This is a genomic window from Actinomycetota bacterium, assembly GCA_040881665.1.
GTDB lineage: Bacteria > Actinomycetota > UBA4738 > UBA4738 > HRBIN12 > JBBDWR01.
The window spans coordinates 637,049-657,126 of sequence record JBBECT010000005.1; the positions used below are offsets into that span (position 1 = coordinate 637,049).

Genomic DNA, 20,078 nt, shown 5'->3' on the forward strand with positions numbered 1-20,078 from the left:
GCAAGCTGCAGACTGTCGACAGGTAACAATCCGTGCCCTACGCTGCGGGGATGCGCCTATGTGAAGGAGCGTGAACCCGTGAACGCCAGCACGAACGCGCCTGCTGCCCCCAGGTACGCGCGTGCACCCGCGCGCGGATGGTGAACCCCTCCGACGTGCTGGTCGGCGCCCTGGCGGTGACGTTCGTCGTGGTCAACGGCTCGAATGACGGCGCCGCCCTCGTCGCGAGCGGCCTGTCGATCCGGGCGCTCGCTCCCGGGGTGGCGATCGCCCTCTCGGCGCTGGCGGTCGCTCTCGTCCCGGCGGTGGTGGGAACCCGGGTCGCCACCACGCTGGCCGATCGCATGGTGTCCTTCGGCGAGCAGGGTGGACGGGCGGCGCTCGCCTCGGCGGTGGCGGCCTCGCTGCTCGTGGTGGGAGTCCTGATCCGTCTCCGGTTGCCGACGAGCATGACCGTCGCGATCGTCGGGGGGATCGCCGGGGCGGGTGTCGGTGCGGGCCTGGAGGTCGGCTGGGGAACGATCGCACTCGTCCTGGGACTCGCCGTCGCCGCTCCCCTGCTGGGGTTCGCGATCGCGTTGGCCGCGATGCGCCTCGTCCAGCTACGAGGCGCCACGTCGGCCCCCGCGGCCCGCCGACTGCGTCGTGGCCATATCGTCGGGTACTGTGCGCAGGCCGTGGCCTACGGTGTGAACGACGCGCAGAAGATGTATGCGGTGACGGCGGTCCTGTTCGCCGCATCGTCGGATCCGGTGCTCGCCCGACCGCTCCCGTCGCTCGCGATCGCGGGAGGGTTCGCAGCCGGCGCCGTGATCGGGCTCCCACGGCAGGCCTCGACGGTCGCCACCGGGGTCCTCGCCCTCCGACCCCTGCAGACGGTCGTCGGCGAGTTCGCGACCGCGGCGGCGGTGATCGGCACCGGGCTGCTCGGGGCGCCGGTCAGCTCCACCCAGACGATGCTCGGCGCTCTCGTCGGGACCGGAGTGAGCCAGGGATCTCGTCGGGTCCGATGGCGGATCGCCGCCCAGCTCCTGGTCGCCTGGGCGATCACGATGCCCGCTGCGTTCGTGGTCGGGCTCGCGCTGGGAGCGGTGACGGCGTGAAAGAGCCACGCGGATCCCGGCTCCGGAGGTTCGCCCGCGATCTCGCGGGACGATCCGACATCGACTTCGTCGCCGCTCTTGGGGCGCATATCGACGCGACGCTGCGCGGATGTGCGATCGCACGCGACCTTGTCGAGCGTCGCGTTCCCGCCGAGGAGGCGCATCGCCGGATCGCCGACGCCGAGCACGACGGGGACGACGCGCGTCACCGGCTGATCGAGCTCCTCGCGCGGTCCCTCGCGACACCGATCGACCGTGAGGACCTGTTCCGTCTGTCCCGGTCGATCGACGATGTGCTCGACAACCTGCGGGACTTCATCCGGGAGCTCGAGCTCTACGAGGTCCGGCCCCCCGTGTCGGTGGGCACGATCATCGTCGCGATCACCGAGGGGATGTGGATGCTGCGCGATGCCGTCGACGCACTCGCGTCGGAGCCCGGCGCGGTCACGGGCTCGGCCCTCGCCGCGAAGAAGCGCGGCAACCGCGTGCGGATCGGCTATGAGACGGCCGTCGTCGAGGTCCTCACCGGATCGGTGACCGCCGAGATGCTCCGGCGCCGGGAGCTCCTGCGCCGGCTCGACGTGGTCGGCTTGCGATTGGGAGAGGCTGCGGACGCCCTCTCGGACGCGTCGATGAAACGGAGCCACTGACCCCCACGGGCCCCCGGTCTCCCGCCGGCGACCACGGCCGATCAGAGGGGGACGTGCGAGAGCACCATGATGCGGGGCTCGGTCATCTCCTCCATCGCCCAGCGCAGGCCCTCCCGGCCGAAGCCGGAGTCCTTCGAGCCGCCGTAGGGCATCTGGTCGGCGCGGAAGGCCGAGACGTCGTTCACGATCACGCCGCCGGTCTCGATCGTCCGATGCGCCTGGAACGCCCGGTTGATGTCGTTGGTGAACACCCCGGCCTGCAATCCGTACTTCGAGTCGTTCACCTCCGCGAGCGCGTCGTCGAACGTCTCGTAGGGCGTGATCGTGGCGACCGGACCGAAGACCTCCTCGCAGCGAACCTTCATCTCGGGCGTGGTGTTCGCGAGCAGCGTCGGCACATAGCACGTGCCCTCCCGCCGCCCGCCGGTGAGCAACTCGGCTCCGGCGGCGACGGCTTCGTTCACCCACTGCTCGATCCGGTCGAGCGAACCCGCGTCGATCACGGGGCCGACGTCGACGGTCGGGTCCATCGGGTCACCGACCTTCAGGCTCTCGACCTGCTTGACCACGCGCGCGACGAAGTCCTCGTAAACCTCGGACTGGACGAGGATCCGCTGCACGCTGATGCAGCTCTGACCCGCCTGATAGTAGCCGCCGAACGCGACGCGCTGGGCGGCGAGGTCCAGGTCGGCGTCCGAGTGCACGATCACTCCGGCGTTCCCGCCGAGCTCGAGGGTGACGTGCTTGCGGGGATCGAGACCCTTGAGGTACCAGCCGACACCGGACGATCCGGTGAAGGAGATCTTCCGGTAGCGCTCGTCGCGCGCCATCGTATCGGCGACCTTCGAGGAGACCGGCAGCACCGACATCATCCCCTTCGGCAGGTCGGTCTCGGCGAACAGCTCCGCCAGCACGAGCGCCCCGATCGGCGTGGCGCTCGCCGGCTTGATCACGATCGGCGCCCCGACGCCGAGTGCCGGCGCCACCTTGTGCGCAACGAGGTTCAGCGGGAAGTTGAACGGTGAGATCCCGAGCACGGGACCGAACGGGAAGCGCCGGATCAGGCCGACCCGAGACCCGAGGGACGCCTCCGTATCGAGCCGGACGAGCTCGTCGTCGCCGTGCCTGATCACCTCGGACGCCCACCGGTAGGTCGACACCGCGCGGGTCGCCTCGACCGTGGCCCACTTCAGGGGCTTGCCGCCCTCGGCGGCGATCAGCCTCGCGTTCTCCTCGATCCGATCCTCGAGCCGGCGTGAGATGTGGTCGAGAGCGTCGGCCCGGGCATGGACGGGCAGATGCTGGGACTCGGTGAACGTCTCGGACGCCGCCGCGGTCGCCTCTTCGACGTCCGCTTCGGTCGGGATCCCGATCTCACCGACGACGCTGCCGTCGTAGGGGCTGTGGACCTCGAAGGAGTCGTCCCCCGTTCGCCACGACCCGTTCACCAAGTAGGGCCTCGCGCTCATCGTGCCTCCTAGTCGAGGGACGCCATCACGTGCTTGATGTTCGTGTACTCCTCGATCGAGTAGATCGACATGTCTTTGCCGTGGCCGGACTCCTTGTAGCCGCCGTGCGGCATCTCGGGCGTCAGCGGGATGTGGGTGTTGATCCACACGGTGCCGAATTGGAGCTTGCGACTCATCCGGAGCGCGCGACCGACGTCGCGGGTCCACACCGACGCGGCGAGTCCGTACTTGACACCGTTGGCCCACGCGAGCGCTTGCTCCTCGTCGGCGAACCGCTGCATCGTGATCACCGGTCCGAACACCTCGTTCTGGATGATCTCGTCGTCCTGCTCCATCCCGGTGAGCACGGTCGGCTGGAACCAGAAGCCGTCGCGGTCGATCCGCTGGCCGCCGGTCGCCGCCGTGATCCCCCGCGACTTCGCGCGGTCGACGAAGCCGGTGATCCGTTCGAGCTGTTCGGACGACACGACCGACCCCATCGCTGACTCGTCGTCCCAGATGTCGCCGACCTTCATCGCGTTCACGTTGTCGACGACCTTGTCGACCAGCTTCTCGTACATACCCGGACCGGCGATCACCCGGGTCGCAGCGGTGCAGTCCTGCCCGGAGTTGAAGGTGCCGGCGACCTGAATCCATTCGGCCGCCGCCGCGATGTCCGCGTCGTCGAACACGATCACCGGGGCCTTGCCGCCGAGCTCAAGATGCACGCGCTTGAGCGTGTCGGCGGCGTTGCGGCTGATCAGCTTCCCCGTGTCGACGTCGCCGGTGAGCGACACGATGCCGACGTCGGGGTTGCGGACGAGGGCGTCGCCGGCGGGAACGCCGTCACCGGTCACGACGTTGAACACGCCGGGCGGGAAGATCTCCGCCTCCTGGATCAGCTCGGCGAAGCGCAGGAGCGTTAGCGGGGTCCACTCCGAGGGCTTGATCACGATGCTGTTGCCCGCCGCGAGCGCCGGGCCGAGCTTCCAGGTCGCCATGTACAACGGGTAGTTCCACGGAGCGATCAGACCGGCGACCCCGATCGGCTCGCGCCGGATGAAGCTCGTGAATCCCTTCATGTACTCGCCCGCCGCGCGGCCTTCGAGGAGCCGCGCGCCGCCCGCGAAGAAGCGGAACTGATCGGCGATCACGGGGATCTCCTCGGACATCGTCAGCGCGAAGACCTTCCCGACGTTCTCCGACTCGATCCGCCCGAGCTCCTCACCGTGCTTCTCGACGAGGTCGGCCATCTTCAGCAGCGCGGCCTGCCGCTCGCCCGGTGTGGCGTCGGACCAGGTCGACTCGAATGCGGTCTTCGCAGCATCGACGGCACGGTTCACGTCATCGGCGGAGGCCTTCGGGACCTGCGCGATCACCTGCCCACTCGCCGGGCTGATCACGTCCTGGGTCTCGCCGGTCGAGGAGTCAACCCATTCCCCGTTGATGAACATCTTGTGGGTCTTGACGGACGTGGCCATCCTCGACATCCCCCTCGTGCTGAGCGTTGTGCCGATCCACGGCGGCGCCGGGCCGGAAGCCGAGCGTCCAGTATGCCCCGCAGGGCCCGGAACGGACCACCCCGCGAGGTGGCCACCGCGCCGGGCGCGCGATTGTACGGAGGGGACAACGACCGGAGGACCCGATGGAGACCGTGTCCACGCCGGGGGGAGGTCCCGTTACCGCTGCTGCGCACCCGCCGCGAGCAGCTCGCGAGCCCGCAGCGCGAGCCAGAACTCCATACGGTCGAACGAGGAGGTCAGATCCCGGCCGGTGAGCTCCTCCACCTTGCGCATCCGGTAGCGGAGGGTGTGCCGATGGACATAGAGCTGGGTGGAGGCCGTCTCCCACCGGGCGTTGTTGTTCAGGAAGGCCTCGAGCGAGGCGAGCAGCTCCCCACCGTGCGCCGTGTCATAGACGTCGAGGGGGGCAAGCAGGGAGTCCGCGAATGCCCGGAGCGCATCCGGATCGGCCATCGACAGCAGCAAGCGGTACGTGCCGAGGTCGCCGAACCCCGCGCTGCGCCACCCCTCGAGACGGCAGACCTGGAGGGCGTACCGCGCCTCGCGCAGGCTCCGGGCGGTGTCCATCGGGCCCACGAGGTCGCCCGCTCCCAGCCGGAGGTCGTCCCCCACCTTGGCGCGCAGCGTCTCGGCCAGCAACTCCAACTCGGGTTCCCCGTCCTCGGCGAGCAGCAGGTGCACGCCGTCCTCGTGGGGCGAGACCAGGAACGCACCCGTGCGGCGGGACAGCAGGTCCGCCGCCGCGTTGGCGATGACCTCCGGTTCCCCGCCCTCGATCGAGACGACCCGGACCTTCGCCCCGCGGGCGAACCCGAACCGCGCGAGTCCCCGGAGGGCCTCCGGCTCATGCAGCAGTCCCTTCGCGAGCTCGTCGAAGAAGTCCCCCTGCAGCCGGCGGCGTGCGTCGGCGACCGCGCGCGCCTTCGCCAGCTCGATCGCCACGAGCGAGAGCGCGTGCCCTGCCACGATACGGTCGACCTGTGTCGGGCTCTCGGGTTTGCCCACCGCCAGGAACGCTTCGATCCCGCCGCGCGCGCCCACCGGCTGGACCCATACGTGATGGCCGCGGTCCACGAGCGTGATCGAGAACCCTGTCCCCTCGGGGCGGGAGGAGCGCAGCTCGTCCCAGACACGAGCTCGCCGCTGCTCTGCGGCCTTGGACGTCTCCGCGAGCGGCATGCCGTGCAGGTCGAAGAGCAACACCCATCCGTGCACCGCCTTGGCGAGCGAAGCGGCGATCCCCTCCACCCCTTCGCCCTCGAGCACAGCGCGGGTCAACGCGTGCTCAGCGTCGAACGCCCGTTGGAGCGTGTCGTACTGCTCGGCAACCAGCCGCGTGAAGAGCGCCTCGGTGATCGCGATGAACGGAACGTCGTAGGGGATCTCGATCAGCGGGAGCGCGGCCGCCTCAGCGGCGGCGGCGAGCGGCTTGGGCACTTTGTCGTGGGAGAAACCGAGGCCGAATCCGAGTCCCACCACGCCCGCGTCGGCGAGGCGCTTGACGTAGGCGCGCTGTTTGGCCGGCGTGGCCCCGACGCCCATGCCGGTCGTCAGGATCAACTCCCCTCCCTTGAGGAACGGGGTGGGATCCTCGAGCTCGCTCACGTGTACCCACCGCAGCGGCCGGTCGGCACCGGTGGCGCCGGCGGTGAGCCGCAGGCCGAGGTCGGGAGCGCGGAGGAAGTCCTCGATCGTGACCGTCATCGCCCCTTGAGTGTACGGAATGGACAAAATCTGCCGACGGACGCAACGGGGCGCCCGTTCCCCCGGGTCCAGGTACCCCGGCCTCTACCCCGGCGCCGCCGGCCTCTGCGCCGACGTCCGAACCACCCGGGCACCGACGGAGCCGTATCGACGACATGGACAAGCCGCGCACACCGGGTTGGTCCACCCATCGGGCGACAGGCGGGCGGTGTCCCGCGAAACTCGATACACCGGCCCACGCGAACCGCACGCCGCACAGGTGCCCGAGGAGGCGCGAGCAGACCATGGACATCCCTCAAGAGCGGAAGATCGTCACCGAGATCCCGGGTCCGAGGACGAAGGAATGGATCGAACGCCGGACGAGCGCCGTCCCCTCCGGCGTCGCCAACCTCATGCCGCTGGTGACCGAGCGGAGCTCCGGAGCGATCGTCGAGGACGTCGACGGCAATCGGTTCATCGACCTGGCGACCGGTATCGCGGTGTTGAACGTGGGCCACACCTCTCCCTACGTCGTCGACGCGATCGTTCGCCAGGCCGAACGGGAGACCCACACGTGCTTCAGCGTGACGATGAACGAGCCGTACATCGAGCTCGCAGAACAGCTGAACCGCCTGATCCCGATCGAGGGCGGTGACCCCAAGACCTTCTTCATGAACTCGGGCGCCGAGGCCGTCGAGAACGCGGTGAAGGTGTCGCGGCAACACACGCGTCGCGACGCGGTCGTGGTCTTCGATCACGCGTTCCATGGACGGACCCTGCTCACGATGTCGATGACGGCGAAGGTCATGCCGTACAAGCGCGGGTTCGGCCCGTTCGCGTCGGAGATCTACCGGCTCCCCTTCGCCTACCCGTACCGGCCGATCGGCGGGACGGCCACGCCGGAGGAGGTGACCTCCCGGACGGCGGCGTATGCGATCGACCAGATGACCAAGCACATCGGCACCGACAACATCGCCTGCCTCGTCGTCGAACCGATCCAAGGCGAAGGCGGCTTCGTCGTTCCGTCCCCCGGCTACCTCCCGACGTTGCGCGAGTTCTGCGCGCAGCACGGGATCGTGTTCGTGGCCGACGAGATCCAGACGGGCTTCGGTCGCACGGGTGACTGGTTCGCGGTCCAGCACGAGGGTGTGGAGCCCGACGTGATGACGACCGCGAAGGCGCTCGGTGGCGGCATGCCGATCTCGGCGATCACCGGGCGTCCGGAGATCATGGACGCCGCGCACGTCGGCGGGCTCGGCAGCACCTACGGAGGCAACCCCGTCGCCGCCGTCGCGGGGCTCGGAGTGATCGAGCAGATCGGATCCGAGAACCTCGTGCAGCGCTCGCGCGAACTCGGCGCCACGGCCATGGACAAGCTCCGCGAGTTGGAGACCGCACACGAGGTGATCGGCGAGGTTCGCGGTCGCGGGATGATGCTCGCGATCGAGCTCGTCGCCGATCGGAGCACGAAAGAGCCGTTGGACAAGGCGATCTGCGCGCGCATCACCGATGCCTGCATGCAGCAGGGCGTCCTCGTGCTCCGGGCGGGAACCTACGACAACGTGATCCGATTGCTGCCCCCTCTCGTGATCGACGAGGGGCTGCTCCTCGAGGGACTCGATGTCCTCGGCGAAGCGATCGGCGCCGCGACCGCGTGAGTCCGCTCAGTCCCGGATGACGAAGGTGTCGTGCGGTTCGGCGATGTCGAGGGTGCCGTCCAGGCCGGACGCCAGGTAGAGCGTGAAGCCGTCCCGCTCGACCGTGTCGTCCCCCGGCTCGGGTCCGTCGGTGATCGACAGCGCGACCCCTGCGGCATCGGGAGCGATCCGCAGCCGGGCGTCGGGATTGAACCGCCGGGCCGCCGCAGCGGATCTGGCGAGCGCTTCGATCGCCCGTTCGCTGAAGCCGATCATGCCGGCATGCTAGCGGCCCGCTCGCGCGGAGCCCGGCGGCATGTCCCGGCCACGGCGTAGCCTGTGCCGCATGGGACGATCCGCGACGCAGGCATCGGCTTCCTCGTCGGTCGAACTGGCATTCCCACTGCGTGGTCCGGGTGGCGAGCCGGTGGATCTGCGACGGACGATCGACTCCCACGGGTTCAGCGACCTCCCACCGCTGCGGCTCGACGAGACCTCCGGGAGCCTCGAGGCGACCCTGCCGGTCCGGCGCGGCCGTCCTCGTCGGGTCCACATCCGCCCGGGGCGACGATCCCACGGCGTCGTCGAGGTGGCGGGTCCACCCCCCGGCGAGGCGACCCGGACGGATCTGCTCGATGGTGTGCGCCACATCCTTCGGATGGACCAGGATCTGGCGCCCTTCTATGCGCTGGTGCGGTCCGATCCCGATCTCGCGTGGGCGGCGTCGGGCGCCGGGCGCATGCTGCGTTCGCCGACGGTCTTCGAGGACGTCGTGAAGACGATCTGCACGACGAACTGCGCCTGGTCGGGCACCCGGCGCATGGTCGACGCGATCGTCACGCATCTGGGCACCCCCGCCGCGGGCGCCGCAGCAGCGGGTCCGTACGGGCGCTCCTTCCCCGACCCGGCTGCGATGGCCGCGGCGGGCGAGGACTTCTACAGGGGGACCGCACGCGCGGGGTATCGCGGGGCCTATCTGATCCAGCTCGCGCGTTCGGTCGCTGAGGGCGTTCTCGATCTCGAGGCGTGGGGGCGTGCACGTCCCGATGAGCTCCCGGATGACGAGCTCGAACTCCTGCTGCTCGCGTTGCCCGGCGTCGGCCCGTATGCGGCGGCGCACATCATGATGACTCTCGGCCGGTACTCCCGGCTGATCCTGGACTCCTGGACACGCCCGACCTACGCACGCGTCGCGGGCCACCGCCGCGTGGTGAAAGACGCCACGATCCAGCGTCGGTTCCGCTCCTACGGACCGTACGCCGGTCTGGCCTTCTGGCTGTTCTGCACGCGGGACTGGGTTCCCGAACCCGGAGCCTGACGACTCACCCGCGACACGGTTGCCCCGCACCGAGACACGGCGGATACTGCCACGGGCCACGACGACGACCCATGGGTCGCCGCGCCGGCCGCACGGCACGGGACGAAACGCAGCACCGGCTGGAGGACAGGATGGACGCACATGGCGATCCGACACCGCGCTCGGCGCATCTGGAGCACGCTGCGGGCCGAGCGTCGCACGCTGCGTCAAGGGTCCATCGCGCTGTTGCTGAGCACGGCCGCCGCGTTCGCCGCGGGACTGTTCCTCGGATCGATCACCGACACGCTCGCTGAGCTGCCGGGCCTGCTGATCCTGATCCCCGCCTCCGTCGGTCTCCGAGGCACGATCTTCGGGGCGATGGCGGCCCGCCTCGGGACCGGGATCCACGCCGGCACGTTCGACGTCGCGCGCGGACGGCGCGGCGTCCTCGGGCAGAACGTCGAAGTCGCGATCGCCCTCACCTTCGCGTCGTCGATCTACCTCGCCGTCCTCGCGAAGGTCGTGGCGACCGCGTTCGGCGAGACGTCGATCTCGCTGTGGGACCTGCTGACGATCTCGGTGATCGGTGCGACGTTGGCGTCGGCGGCGATCTTATTCGTGACGATCGGTCTCGCCGTGCTCTCGTATCACCGGGGCTATGACCTGGACACCGTCGCGACGCCGATCATCACCGCGGTAGGAGACATGGTGGCGATCCCGGCCCTGTTCCTCGCGACCTTCCTCGTTCGGCCCGACGCGTTGAACGCCTGGCTCGGGGCCGCATGCCTGATCGTGGCGGCCTGTTTCACCGTCTGGAGCGTCGCGACGGGGTCGGCGGTCGTCCGGCGGATCCTGCTCGAGTCGGTCGGCATCGTGTTGATCGCGACGCTGCTCGACGTGCTCGCCGGAACCCTCCTCGAGGGCCGGCTCGCGCGGTTCGAGCTGTTCCCCGGCCTGCTGATCCTCGTTCCCCCGTTCGTTTCGCAGGCCGGGGCGCTCGGAGGGATCCTCGCGGCACGGCTGTCCTCCAAGCTCCAACTCGGTGTCATCACCCCGCGGGGACGGCCCGAGGCACCCGCTCTGGTCGACGCGGGCCTGGTGGTCGCGTTCGCGGTCGTCGTCTTCACCTTGATCGGCGTGCTGGGGGTCGCGTTCAGCGACCTGCTGGGCAAGGCGCATCCGGGAGCGGCGACGATGATCGGCGGCACGATGCTCGCCGGCGTCATCGCCACCGCGATCGTGCTCGTCGTGGGGTATTACGCCGCGGTGCTGACCGCACGGTTCGGGCTGGATCCGGACAACCACAGCGTCCCGTTCATCACCAGCTTCATGGACCTGACCGGCGTGCTCTGTCTGCTGTTCGCTATGTCACTATTGGGAGCCGGAACCTATGGATGACCAACCGAGATCCGTCAAAGACCTGCTCGTCGAGGCGAAGGACGTGTCCGACCTGATGGTCGACCTCGCGTACGCGGCCGTCTTCTTCGAGGAGGAGAAGCTCGCCCGCGAGGTCGAACGTCTTCGGGACCGGATGTATGAGACGAACCGGCTCCTGCGGACGATGGCGGTGCTCGCCGCCCGCAGCCGTGAGGATGCCGAGGCGATCGAGAGCGTGCTGCAGATCGCCTCGGCGATCGAGAAGATCGGCGAGGCGGCGGCCGACATCGCGCGGGTCGTCGAGGCGAACCTCGGCATCCCCGAGGCGCTCCGGCCCGACCTCCGGCATGCCGACGAGGTCTCCGGTCGCGTCAAGACCCGTCGCGGCGCGGGAGCGATCGGCCGGGCGCTGCGCGATCTCTCGCTGCCGACCGAAACCGGCGTGTGGATCATGGCGATCCGTCGCGGAGCCGATTGGGACTTCTCCCCATCGGCCGACACGATGATCGCCGAGGGGGACGTGCTCCTGTTCCGTGGACCCGAGGAGGGCATCGACCTGATCCGAGGACTCGCCGGCGCTCCGCCGCTGCCGACCCCCGACCCGGACGGGCCGGTGCTGTCAGAGCTCGACCGGGCCGTCGACATCCTCGTCGAGATGAAGGACGCGTCGGAAGCCGCCGTGGGCCTCGCGTACTCGTGCCTGCTCTTCCAGGACCCGGCGCTCGCGGCGGAGGTCGGAACCCTCGAGGCCCAGAGCGACGTGCTCCAGGACGAGCTCGAGTCCTGGGTGCTCCGCGCCGCGCCCGAGGCCCGGCGCCCCGACGAGCTCCGCGGCCTGCTGCGCGTCGCGAGCGCGACCGAATCGATCTGCGACGCCGCACGCGAGATGACCTGGTACGTCGAGAAGGGCGAGCAGATGCATCCGGTCGTCGCGATGGCTCTGGAGGAGACCGAGGAGACCACGGTGGAGGCTCAGGTCGTCGCCGGCTCCCCGGCGGACGGGCGAACCCTCAAGGAGCTGCGCGTCGAGACGGAGACCGGGATGTTCGTCCTCGCCGTCCAGCGGGGGCGGCGGTGGATCTACCGCCCGCGACCGGCATTCGGACTGCGGGCCGGCGACCGCCTGATCGCGCTCGGTCCCGAGGAGGGTGAACGTGAGCTCGCCGATCTCTGCGGGATGCCGACTGACGGTCCCGTAGACGGCGACCGGCGCGCACACGACTGAGGACTACGCGGGCGCCAGCGGGATCCCACGGACGCCCGCCGGCAGCGAGAAGCGCACGTTCTCCTCGGCGAGCCGGAGCTCCTCGACCTCGGTCGCGCCACGCTCGGCGAGGAACGCGAGCATCCGGTCGACGAGCCACTCGGGCGCGCTCGCTCCGCTCGTCAGTCCGACGACCTCCGCTCCCTCGAGCCAGGCCGGGTCGACCTCGGTCTCGTCGTCGACGAGGTAGCCCGGCGTGCCGAGCTCGGTCGCGACCTCCGCGAGGCGGTTCGAGTTCGAGCTGTTCTGCGAGCCGATCACGAGCACGACGTCCGATCGCCGCGCGACCTCCTTCACGGCGTCCTGCCGGTTCGTCGTCGCGTAGCAGATGTCCTCGCGCGGAGGTCCCTGCAACGCGGGGAACCGGTCGCTGAGGATCGCGACGATCTCGTTCGTCTCGTCGACCGACAGGGTCGTCTGGGTGAGGTAGCACAACCGCTCGGGGTCGGAGACCTCGACCGTCCGGGCCTCTTCGGGCGTCTGCACGAGGATCGTGCGCTCGGGCGCCTGGCCGCTGGTGCCCTCGACCTCCTCATGTCCGGCATGGCCGATCAACAGGATCGTCTGGCCCTCTTCCGCGAAGCGCCGCGCCTCGAGGTGCACCTTCGTTACGAGCGGACAGGTGGCATCGATCATATCCAGGTCCCGGTGCTCGGCCCTCTCGTAGACCCCGGGGGCGGACCCGTGCGCAGACAGAACCGTGACCGCGCCGATCGGCACTTCGTCGACCTCGTCGACGAACACGGCGCCCTTCGCCTCGAGGTCGCGAACCACGTGGAGGTTATGGACGATCTGCTTGCGCACGTAGACGGGCGTTCCGTGCTTCGCCAGCGCCTTCTCGACCGCATCGACGGCACGCTCGACCCCGGCGCAATACCCGCGGGGGGCCGCGATGATCACCTTCGTCGGCATGCAGCCATCGTACCGACAGCCCGGGCGAGCAGCGGCCTCGGGCGTCCCGCCCAGGCGCCGCCCGGCCCTGTGGAGAACCTGTGCGGCCGCATCCCGATGTGACCATCGGTCAGGCACTCCGTCACCGTGGGCGCGACCTGCGGCGACGTGAACTGCGGGCGGGTCGATCTGCGGCCGCTGTTCCCAACGGTTCCCGACGGGCGGTTGTCGGATGTCGGTGGGTGTCGGTACGGTCGTCGCGCTCCCCCCGCACACCCCTTCCGTTCCCCCTGCGTGCCGCAGCGTGGGCTCCCACCGAGGCCAGGTGGGCTGCCGCGCGGGCGAACGCCGGTGCAGGGAAGGGTGGGCGGACGAGCCTAGGTCACGACGGAACTGCAACCGAGCCACCTCAGGAGGTGATGCGCACACCCACGACCTACCGCGGGCCGTCCGGTACTTCCGTGCCGGTCGGCGACGTCGGGGTCGCCAGCCCCGAACGACCGCGGGGGTGAACCCACGCTATGGAGAAGACCCACGCCCGCACCCGCCGCGGCATCGTCGCGGCGTTGTTGATCACCGGCATGTTGACGGCCATGACCTTCACGACCATGACCTTCACGACCGCGCCGTCTGCCTCTGCCGCCCGCCGCGTTCCGCGGCAGCTCTGCAAGTTCGACTGGAAGAAGAGCGATCGTCAGGTCAAGCGCACGATCCGGTGTGCCGTTCGCCGCTGGCACGTCCGTGGCGGCGTTCGCAAGGCCATGAAGGTCGCTCGCCGTGAGTCGGGGTTCGAGCCCCGCGCGTACAACTCGGCCGGCCCCTATCTCGGGGTCTACCAGCACGTTCGCTCGTACTGGCCGAGCCGAGCCCGGCAGATGGGCTTGCCCGGCAAGTCCGCGTTCAACGGCCGTGCGAACGTGATCGTGTCGATCCGCATGGTCAACAAGCACGGATGGGGTCCCTGGGGCGGCTGACCCGGGTCCCGCGAACCTTCAGCGAACCGGACCCCCCGGTCGCGGCGCTCCCAGCAAGGCGTCGCGAACCTCCTCGAGGGAGGTGGCGACGACGTCGGCCCCGGGGGTGTTCCGGTCCGTCACGATCCGCATCGCCGGGTAGCGCTCCCGCACCGTGGCGACGAGTTCCTCGAACGGTCCGAACGCGACGAGGAAATGCGGACGATCGTTGTCCAGCTGTACGAGTGCGTCCGATGCATCGATCGCTCCGGACGTCAACTCCCACTCCGCCGAGACCGACGCACGCTTGAGCTCCAACAGCGACCCGCGATCGGTCGACACGCACAGCACCTTCACCGCCCGGCACATGACCGCAGTCTAGAGCCAGTCACGCTTGCGGAACATCCGGTGCAGTGCGAACGCGGTGATGCCCATCAACGCCAGCGCCATCGCGTACCCGAAGCGCCAGTCGAGTTCAGGCATGTAGCGGAAGTTCATCCCGTACACCCCCGAGATCAGGGTGGGCACCAGCAGGATGCTCCCCCAAGAGGTCACCCGTTTCATGATCACGTTCGTCCTGTTCGCGACCTGCGCACGCTGGGTCTCGATCGCCGACTGCAGCACGTCGCGCACGTTGTCGGCGAACTCCAGGGTTCGGAGCGCGTGATCGAGGAGGTCACGGTAGTACGGAGCGAGCTTCTCGGAGTTGATCTCGGGCCGGTCGCGGATCATGTCGACGATCTCGCGGACGGGCGCAACCGTCCGTCGGAAGACCGACACTCGGCGCTTGGCGCGGATCAGGTCGTTCTGCACCCCGGTGCCGGTGGCGTCGTCGAACGCCCGGTCTTCCAGATCGTCGGCGACCTCCTCGAACCTCTCGGCGATCGACAGGTACTCGTCGACGACCCCATCGAGCATCACGTACAAGAACGCGGCCGGCCCCTGTACCGCGAGCTCCCGCTGCGATCGGATCCGCTCGATCGCCGCGGGGAGCCGGCTTCCGGGATCCCGGCGAAACGTGATCAACAGATTCGGCAGGACGATCGCGTGGACCTCGCGATCGATCAACTCGCCGTGCACGTCCTGCTCGAGTGCGCGAAGCACGACGGTGAAGTAGTCCGCGAAGAACTCGACCTTCGATCGTTGTCGCCAATGGAGCGCGTCCTCGATCGTCAGCGGGTGGAGCTCGACGACCTTCTCGATCGCGGCCAGGTCCTCGGGACCGGGTTCCTGTGCGTCGATCCATGCCCGCGTGGAATCGTCGCGGTCCAGCTCCTCGCGCACACGTTCGATCGGTACGGTGCCCTGGGCTTCCCCGCGCCGGAAGATGTGGGCGGTGAGCATGTGCCGAGCCTACCCCCGGCCCGGGAACATCCTCGGAACCTAGACTCTCCGGATGGCCGGTCGAGACGAACTCCTCGCGCGCGTCTGGGAACACGTGGCGTCGATGGACGCGGCCGTCGCGACGGTCCGGCGGGCTCCTTGGGGAGCGATCGTGACCGATCCCTCGTCCCCGCAGGTCTGGGACGTCAACTACGCCCGGGTCGAGGTCTCCGACCCCGGCCTCCGTCTTCCTGCGGTCGAGGCGCTCGCACGGCCGGCCCTCGCGGCGGTGGAGGCGCGCCGGCTCCACGTCGTCCTGCAACGTCCCGAGACGACCCTCGACCTGCTCACCGACCTCAGCACCCGGGGAGATGCCGTGCGATGGGAGGCGATCATGAGCGCGGCGACGGAAACGTCCCCGGCGACTGCCGACCACGACGAGCGAGACATCGTGGAGCTGGACCAGGATGGCCCCGAGTTCGGCGCGGTGCAGCGGAGTCAGGATCTGGCCTTCGGCGTCGATGACGACGAGGTCTCCGAGCGACTGCGCGTGATCGAGGAACGGATGCGACCCCTCGGCAAGCGGTTCTTCGGGATCCTCGATCCGGCCGGTCCGGGCGGGTTCGCCGCGATCGCCGCGATCGTGCCCGGAGATGGGATCGCCTACATCGACAACGTGGTGACGTTCCCGCACGCGCGGCGACGTGGTCATGCCTCTGCGCTGGTGCGCCACCTCCTCGGACGGGCGGCCGTCGGTGGCGCGCAGCATGTGTACCTGCTCGTCGACGCGAACGGTCCCGCCGCGCTCTATGCGCGGCTCGGGTTCGACGAACTCACGCGGATCGCCAGCACGCTCGGTCCGGAGAGGTATCAGCCTTCCTCGGGCGGAGGAACGTAACGGCCGCGGACGAACCGGCCGCCCCGTCGCTCGAGGATCCACGTCGACGCCTTGCGCCACGCGGTCGTGCCGTCGATCACGAGCCCGTCGGCAGCCAGGTACTCGACGACCGCGGGGATCATGTCGCCGTGGCTGCAGATCACCGTCCCGGGCGGTACCACGCGGAGGACATCGAGAGCTTCGGCGGTCGCCGCGCCCTCGACGAAGGAAGGTTCGATCTCGATCTGCAGACCGCGTTCCTCCGCGATCGGGCGGACGGTCTCGACACAGCGCGTGTAGGAGCTGGACGACACGTGCGTGACCTCGATCGTGGCGAACGCACGCTGGAGCTTTCGCGCCTGCAGCTCCCCCGGCTTGGACAGGGGTCGCAGGCGGTCGTCTCCCTCCCATCGCGACCTGCTGCCGGCCTTGGCATGCCGGACGAGGTAGACGCGGTCCTCGCTCACGGTATCGCCCCGAGCGAGCGGACGAGCTCGCGATCGTGCCGATAGGTCAGCAGCTCGAGTGCGTCGGAAGAGGGAACCCAGCGCAGCTCGTCGACCTCGTCGTTCGCAACGAACTCGCCGGGCGTCGCGGCCATGCGCCAGTACCGCACGATCTTGCGCCGGCCCGTCCGATCCGTGTACTCGACCGAGGAGAGCTCGGATCCGAGGACGGCCTTCAGGCCCGTCTCCTCGAGCACTTCTCGGAGCGCGGCCGCCTCGTGGGTCTCCCCGCCGTCGAGCTTGCCCTTCGGCAGCGACCAGTCGTCGTAGCGCGGTCGGTGCACGAGCGCGATGCGCGCTCGACGCCCGTCGTCCCACACGACGACCCCCCCCGCCGCATGGACGACCGCTTCCGGTTCGCTCACGTCCAGAACCGCATCCGCTTCCGGGACAGCCGCTTCCAGGCTGCCGGCCAAGCGGCGCGAGCCTCACGGGCAACGGTCTCCTCGATCGAGGCGAGCTCGCCGGCCACGAAGGCCGCCGGTGCCTGGGCCCCGGTCCCGACCTCACGCAGCCAGGCGGTGGCGATCACCGCATCCTGGTGCACGCCGAGCACCTCCTGCAGCTCCGCGGCCGCCGCGGCGAACCGGCGGGCGGACTTGCCGAACACCGGCACCAAGGACTCGGCCGCGTATCGAGCGCGCTTCACACGGATCCGCGCGCCGTGGAGATCCTCATCGGGTGCGGCCTGTCCCAGATCGTCGAGCGCTGCGCGGACGTGACCGTACGGAGCGATCATCAGGGCTCCCGCGACCTCCTTCGCCGGGTTTCCCGACGCGGGGAGCACGGCGGGGTCCGCGACCTGTCCCACCAGGCGGTCGAACAGGCGGGCGTAGCGGTTCGACCGCATCCGCGTGAGCAGCTCGTCGTGCGCGTGCCGGCGACGTTCCCGGAGCCGCGCGAGCAACCGTTCGACGGCGACGGCGTCCTCCTCGGACAGGGACGCCGCGGCCGCGCGCAGCCGGTCGGTCAGGACATCGGCGTCGCGGACCGCCCCCAGGGCCTCGGAGAGCCACCCAAGCTCCTCGCGCAGCCGCGACCCCCAGGCCGGATCGAGCAGGTCGCGCCACGTCCGAAGGTCCGAACGGAGTCGGCGGATCGCGACCCGCGCTCGATGCACCGACTCGGGGTCCTCACCCAGGCGCAGGTCCTCGTCGGCGCCCACGAGCTCGATCGCGGCAGACAGCAACGACGATCGCAGCACCTCGGCCGCGTTCGGATCGTCGCCGAGCTCGGGCACGACGAGCACCGGGGGCCCACCGGCCACGATCGCACCCGTTCCTCGGTCCGGCTCGCTCACCGTTCGCCCCGTGCCCGCTCCATCGCGAGCTCCTGCAGACGCATCTGGGCGTCGACCCCTCTCGTGGTCGGCACCTTCGTCCATCCGGCGTCCGGATCCAGCTCCCACGCCAGGGTGTCGTCCTCCCGGCAGACCTCGAGGATCTCGTCGAGGCGCACTTGCAGGTGCGGGTCCGTCACCGGCGCGACGGCCTCGACCCGACGATCGAGGTTGCGCGGCATCAGGTCGGCCGACCCGATGTAGTGATCCCTGCCGCGCTCGCGGGAACCGAACCGGAAGATCCGGGAATGCTCCAGGTACCGTCCGACGATCGAGCGCACCCGGATCGTTTCCGACATACCGGGAACACCCGGGCGCAGACAGCAGATGCCGCGCACGATCAGCGAGACGCTCGCCCCGGCGATCGAGGCTTCGTAGAGCGCCTCGATCATGTCCGCGTCGACGAGGCTGTTCATCTTCAGCACGATCTCTCCGTCCGGAGCCTTCGCCTCGCGCTTGATCAGCTCGAGGATCGTGGGCCGCACCCCCGCAGGGGCGACGACCAGCTTGCGGAAGTCGCGCTGACGGCTGTAGCCGGTGAGGCCGTTGAAGAGCTCCGAAAGATCCTGTCCGAGCTCCGGATCGGCCGAGAGCAGGCCGACGTCCTCGTAGAGCCGTGCCGTGACCGCGTTGTAGTTCCCGGTGCCGACGTGCGCGTAGCGACGGATGCCCGCGCCTTCGCGGCGGACGACGAGGAGGGCCTTCGCGTGCGTCTTCAAACCGACCATGCCGTACACAACGTGCACGCCCGATTGCTCGAGGGCGCGCGCCCAGGTGATGTTCGCCTCTTCGTCGAACCGCGCCTTCAGCTCGACCAACGCCACGACCTGCTTACCGGCCTCCGCAGCGCGAGACAGCGAACGGATGATCGCCGACTCCCTTCCCGAGGTGCGGTAAAGGCTCTGCTTGATCGCAAGCACGTTCGGATCGGCGGCGGCCTGTTCGACGAATGCCTCGACAGAGGTCCCGAACGAATCGTACGGATGGTGCACGAGCACGTCCGTGTCTCGCAGCACTTTGAACAGGTCCACCCGCCCGGCCTCCTCGCGGGCGAGTCGCGCCTGCGTGACCGGTGCCCACGGCTCGAACCGCAGATCGGGGCGGTCGAGCGCATGCAGGGCCGAGAGGCCGCCGAGGTCGAGCAACCCCTGGGACACGAAGACCTGCGAGTCTTCGAGATCGAGCTCGCGGATCAGGAGCTCGCGGACCTCGGGCGACATGTCGGGGGCGATCTCCAGACGGACCGGCAGCGCCCCGCGACGCCGGCGCCGCAGCACGGACTCGATCGCATCGAGCAGATCGTCGGCCTCCTCCTCCTCGAGCTCGATGTCGGCATCGCGCGTCACGCGGAACACATGGTGCTCGTGGATCTCCATGCCGGGAAACAGAGAGTCGAGATGGGCCGCGATCACCTGCTCGAGGGGGACGAACCGTTCGCCGTCTGGCATAGCGAAGAACCGCGGGAGCAGCGGCGGAACCTTCACCCGTGCGAAGCGCCGGTCTCCGGTCATCGGGTCGCGGACGATCGCGGCCAGGTTGAGCGACAGGCTGGAGATGTACGGGAACGGGTGCGCAGGGTCGACGGACAACGGCGTGAGCACCGGGAACATGGATTCCCGGAACTGATCGGACAGGAACATTCGATCCTCGGTCGACAGCGCCGACCACGGTTCGACCCTGATGCGCTCGGACTCGAGGGCCGGAAGGAGCTCCTGCACGAGTGTGCGGTCGACACGACCCTGGAGCTGCAGCACCCGCTCGCGGATCGCCTCAAGCTGCTCGGCGGGCGTCATCCCGTCGGGAGCCGCCGTTCCGGTGACACCCGCCCCGCGCTGCTCCTGCAGGCCGGAAACTCGAACCTGGAAGAACTCGTCGAGGTTCGTGGAATAGATCGCGAGGAACTTCACGCGCTCGAGCAGCGGCACCGTCGCGTCTTCGGCGAGCGCGAGCACTCGAGCATTGAACTCGAGCCAGCTGAGCTCCCGGTTGATGAACCGGGGACCCGGATGAGCCTCGTCCTGCGGTGTATCGAGCTCGTCCGCGCCACGAGGCGGGGCGAGCCGGTGGGCGAGCTCGTCCTCGGGCTCCGCGGTTCGACCGGAGGTCGAGCCGGGGGTCACGCCTGGGGAGGACGTCGCCATGGACTGCACCGATCGCCGTGCGGGTCCCCGGGGCCGCCGGGGCGGACCCCGATGCTACGTTCGCCG

General features: G+C 69.5%; 19 protein-coding genes. 8 read left to right on the forward strand and 11 right to left on the reverse strand.

Annotated features, from left to right (window positions below; translation table 11 throughout):
- The first annotated feature begins 137 nt into the window (after nucleotides 1–137).
- Nucleotides 138–1,103 carry an inorganic phosphate transporter gene (locus WEF05_08860; GenBank protein MEX1101993.1) on the forward strand — a complete coding sequence of 322 codons (966 nt, stop codon included), beginning with the start codon at nucleotides 138–140 and terminating at the stop codon, nucleotides 1,101–1,103.
- The gene (locus tag WEF05_08865) at nucleotides 1,100–1,753 is read left to right on the forward strand and encodes a DUF47 family protein (GenBank protein ID MEX1101994.1); all 654 of its coding nucleotides are present in this window, start codon (nucleotides 1,100–1,102) and stop codon (nucleotides 1,751–1,753) included. Before WEF05_08860 ends, WEF05_08865 begins: the two co-directional genes overlap by 4 nt.
- A gap of 41 nt (nucleotides 1,754–1,794) precedes the next feature.
- Here WEF05_08865 and WEF05_08870 read toward each other — a convergent pair whose 3' ends face one another.
- From WEF05_08870 to WEF05_08880, 3 genes are all read right to left on the reverse strand, one after another.
- A complete protein-coding gene (locus tag WEF05_08870) occupies nucleotides 1,795–3,222 on the reverse strand; it encodes an aldehyde dehydrogenase family protein (protein ID MEX1101995.1) in 1,428 nt (475 codons plus the stop codon).
- 8 nt (nucleotides 3,223–3,230) lie between these two features.
- The gene (locus WEF05_08875) at nucleotides 3,231–4,682 is read right to left on the reverse strand and encodes a gamma-aminobutyraldehyde dehydrogenase (protein ID MEX1101996.1); all 1,452 of its coding nucleotides are present in this window, start codon (nucleotides 4,680–4,682) and stop codon (nucleotides 3,231–3,233) included.
- A 198-nt stretch (nucleotides 4,683–4,880) separates the two neighbouring features.
- Nucleotides 4,881–6,428, reverse strand: coding sequence for a PucR family transcriptional regulator ligand-binding domain-containing protein (locus WEF05_08880; protein MEX1101997.1), 1,548 nt, complete (start codon nucleotides 6,426–6,428; stop codon nucleotides 4,881–4,883).
- A 284-nt stretch (nucleotides 6,429–6,712) separates the two neighbouring features.
- Between WEF05_08880 and gabT the strand changes: the two genes are divergently transcribed.
- Nucleotides 6,713–8,065, forward strand: coding sequence for a 4-aminobutyrate--2-oxoglutarate transaminase (gene gabT, locus WEF05_08885; GenBank protein MEX1101998.1), 1,353 nt, complete (start codon nucleotides 6,713–6,715; stop codon nucleotides 8,063–8,065).
- A 6-nt stretch (nucleotides 8,066–8,071) separates the two neighbouring features.
- On the opposite strand, the gene WEF05_08890 is transcribed toward gabT, so the two are convergent.
- Nucleotides 8,072–8,320, reverse strand: coding sequence for a hypothetical protein (locus tag WEF05_08890; GenBank protein ID MEX1101999.1), 249 nt, complete (start codon nucleotides 8,318–8,320; stop codon nucleotides 8,072–8,074).
- Nucleotides 8,321–8,390: 70 nt separating this feature from the next.
- On the opposite strand from WEF05_08890, the gene WEF05_08895 reads away from it, so the two are divergent.
- From WEF05_08895 to WEF05_08905, 3 genes are all read left to right on the forward strand, one after another.
- Entirely contained in the window at nucleotides 8,391–9,362 is a 972-nt protein-coding gene (locus tag WEF05_08895) for a Fe-S cluster assembly protein HesB (protein ID MEX1102000.1), read from the forward strand.
- Between the two features lie 141 nt (nucleotides 9,363–9,503).
- The gene (locus WEF05_08900; GenBank protein ID MEX1102001.1) at nucleotides 9,504–10,739 is read left to right on the forward strand and encodes a magnesium transporter; all 1,236 of its coding nucleotides are present in this window, start codon (nucleotides 9,504–9,506) and stop codon (nucleotides 10,737–10,739) included.
- A complete protein-coding gene (locus WEF05_08905; protein MEX1102002.1) occupies nucleotides 10,732–11,943 on the forward strand; it encodes a TrkA C-terminal domain-containing protein in 1,212 nt (403 codons plus the stop codon). Before WEF05_08900 ends, WEF05_08905 begins: the two co-directional genes overlap by 8 nt.
- A gap of 3 nt (nucleotides 11,944–11,946) precedes the next feature.
- Here WEF05_08905 and WEF05_08910 read toward each other — a convergent pair whose 3' ends face one another.
- Nucleotides 11,947–12,894: a 4-hydroxy-3-methylbut-2-enyl diphosphate reductase gene (locus WEF05_08910; GenBank protein ID MEX1102003.1), complete on the reverse strand. Its 948-nt coding sequence runs from the start codon at nucleotides 12,892–12,894 to the stop codon at nucleotides 11,947–11,949.
- A 500-nt stretch (nucleotides 12,895–13,394) separates the two neighbouring features.
- Here WEF05_08910 and WEF05_08915 point away from each other — a divergent pair, with 500 nt between their 5' ends.
- Nucleotides 13,395–13,847 carry a hypothetical protein gene (locus tag WEF05_08915; GenBank protein ID MEX1102004.1) on the forward strand — a complete coding sequence of 151 codons (453 nt, stop codon included), beginning with the start codon at nucleotides 13,395–13,397 and terminating at the stop codon, nucleotides 13,845–13,847.
- Nucleotides 13,848–13,865: 18 nt separating this feature from the next.
- On the opposite strand, the gene WEF05_08920 is transcribed toward WEF05_08915, so the two are convergent.
- Together WEF05_08920 and WEF05_08925 are read right to left on the reverse strand one after the other, a co-directional pair.
- On the reverse strand, nucleotides 13,866–14,195 hold the full coding sequence (locus WEF05_08920) for a hypothetical protein (GenBank protein ID MEX1102005.1): 330 nt from the start codon (nucleotides 14,193–14,195) through the stop codon (nucleotides 13,866–13,868).
- A 9-nt stretch (nucleotides 14,196–14,204) separates the two neighbouring features.
- Nucleotides 14,205–15,170 carry a magnesium transporter CorA family protein gene (locus tag WEF05_08925; GenBank protein MEX1102006.1) on the reverse strand — a complete coding sequence of 322 codons (966 nt, stop codon included), beginning with the start codon at nucleotides 15,168–15,170 and terminating at the stop codon, nucleotides 14,205–14,207.
- Between the two features lie 52 nt (nucleotides 15,171–15,222).
- Here WEF05_08925 and WEF05_08930 point away from each other — a divergent pair, with 52 nt between their 5' ends.
- Nucleotides 15,223–16,047, forward strand: a complete 825-nt coding sequence (locus WEF05_08930; protein ID MEX1102007.1) for a GNAT family N-acetyltransferase — start codon at nucleotides 15,223–15,225, stop codon at nucleotides 16,045–16,047.
- On the opposite strand, the gene WEF05_08935 is transcribed toward WEF05_08930, so the two are convergent.
- From WEF05_08935 to ppk1, 4 genes are read right to left on the reverse strand one after another with little or no spacing between them, the layout of a single operon-like run.
- Complete coding sequence (locus WEF05_08935) at nucleotides 16,020–16,493, reverse strand: phosphoglycerate mutase family protein (protein ID MEX1102008.1); 474 nt, start codon at nucleotides 16,491–16,493, stop codon at nucleotides 16,020–16,022. The two genes, WEF05_08930 and WEF05_08935, sit on opposite strands and share 28 nt — an antisense overlap.
- A complete protein-coding gene (locus WEF05_08940; protein MEX1102009.1) occupies nucleotides 16,490–16,897 on the reverse strand; it encodes an NUDIX hydrolase in 408 nt (135 codons plus the stop codon). The genes WEF05_08935 and WEF05_08940 overlap by 4 nt, the downstream gene beginning before the upstream one ends.
- Nucleotides 16,894–17,832 (reverse strand): CHAD domain-containing protein, encoded by a 939-nt coding sequence (locus tag WEF05_08945; protein MEX1102010.1) that lies wholly within the window; start codon nucleotides 17,830–17,832, stop codon nucleotides 16,894–16,896. Before WEF05_08945 ends, WEF05_08940 begins: the two co-directional genes overlap by 4 nt.
- Nucleotides 17,829–20,012 carry a polyphosphate kinase 1 gene (gene ppk1, locus WEF05_08950; protein MEX1102011.1) on the reverse strand — a complete coding sequence of 728 codons (2,184 nt, stop codon included), beginning with the start codon at nucleotides 20,010–20,012 and terminating at the stop codon, nucleotides 17,829–17,831. Before ppk1 ends, WEF05_08945 begins: the two co-directional genes overlap by 4 nt.
- Nucleotides 20,013–20,078: the final 66 nt, after the last annotated feature.